Here is a 760-nt window from a genome sequence, read left to right on the forward strand (position 1 = left end):
TCCTCATGCAGACACCCACATTCCGTCCGGGCTGACATGAAAACAGTCTTACACTCTTCCAATCGAAGCCGCGCTTGCGCATATCTCCTCGTTGCTGACCACGCTGCCGAAAAAATTTTCGCCTGCGCTAGGTGATCTCACATGGCTGTGGTGATCAAGATCGCCGATCTTTTGTTCAAAGTATCCAATGTGACTTCGTAGGAGGTCCGGGTGGATAAAACTCCCATTCCACGGTAGGAAATCAAGGCTGACCGAAGATCGTCAATGATTTGCTCTCGCTTGGCTTGCAACTCCTGATTCAAACCATCGATGCGTAAGACCCTGTCATGTTCCCAGCCACTGCCGCCTCGAAAATCCCCTCCAGAATCGATCGTTTCAAGCAATACATCCAACAAGTTCCCACCCCAAAAGAAGGCCCAATGATTTTGCCCCGGGACGCCTTCTGGGGTAGGGCCCGTTCGCCGCACCAAAAATATTCCACGACCCCTATCCACTGTCCAGTCGCTTGAGCCAGCCCGGTAAAAATTACTATCGTCCGTTATGTTGTATTTTTTCTTGTCCGCTTCAGGGATGTATTCAGTTATAAAAGCCATGTGTTTTTCTCCTGGTTTGCCGACATTCTAGCGTTTGACGACAGTCTCAAGCCTGAAATGCAACATCCTTGCCAGCAGGCAGAGATCATGCAGGCCTTCTACGTTTGAGCCAACCGAATCTCCAACTCTCGTAGCCCTACCAGTTTGGCTGCTGCTGAGTTGGAGAT

The 760-nt window shown here is 50.3% G+C and carries 1 protein-coding gene; it reads right to left on the bottom strand.

What is annotated here, in order from left to right; all coding sequences use genetic code 11:
- Window positions 1-137: 137 nt before the first annotated feature.
- Window positions 138-593: a hypothetical protein gene (locus tag AC1D12_RS34555; RefSeq protein ID WP_477845561.1), complete on the bottom strand. Its 456-nt coding sequence runs from the start codon at window positions 591-593 to the stop codon at window positions 138-140.
- Between the last annotated feature and the right edge of the window lie 167 nt (window positions 594-760).

Source organism: Rhizobacter sp. P1_G5, assembly GCF_056405435.1.

Excerpts from the sequence above, each read along its gene's own strand:
- AC1D12_RS34555 (WP_477845561.1), bottom strand. The coding sequence starts at position 593 with ATGGCTTTTATAACTGAATACATCCCTGAAGCGGACAAGAAAAAATAC.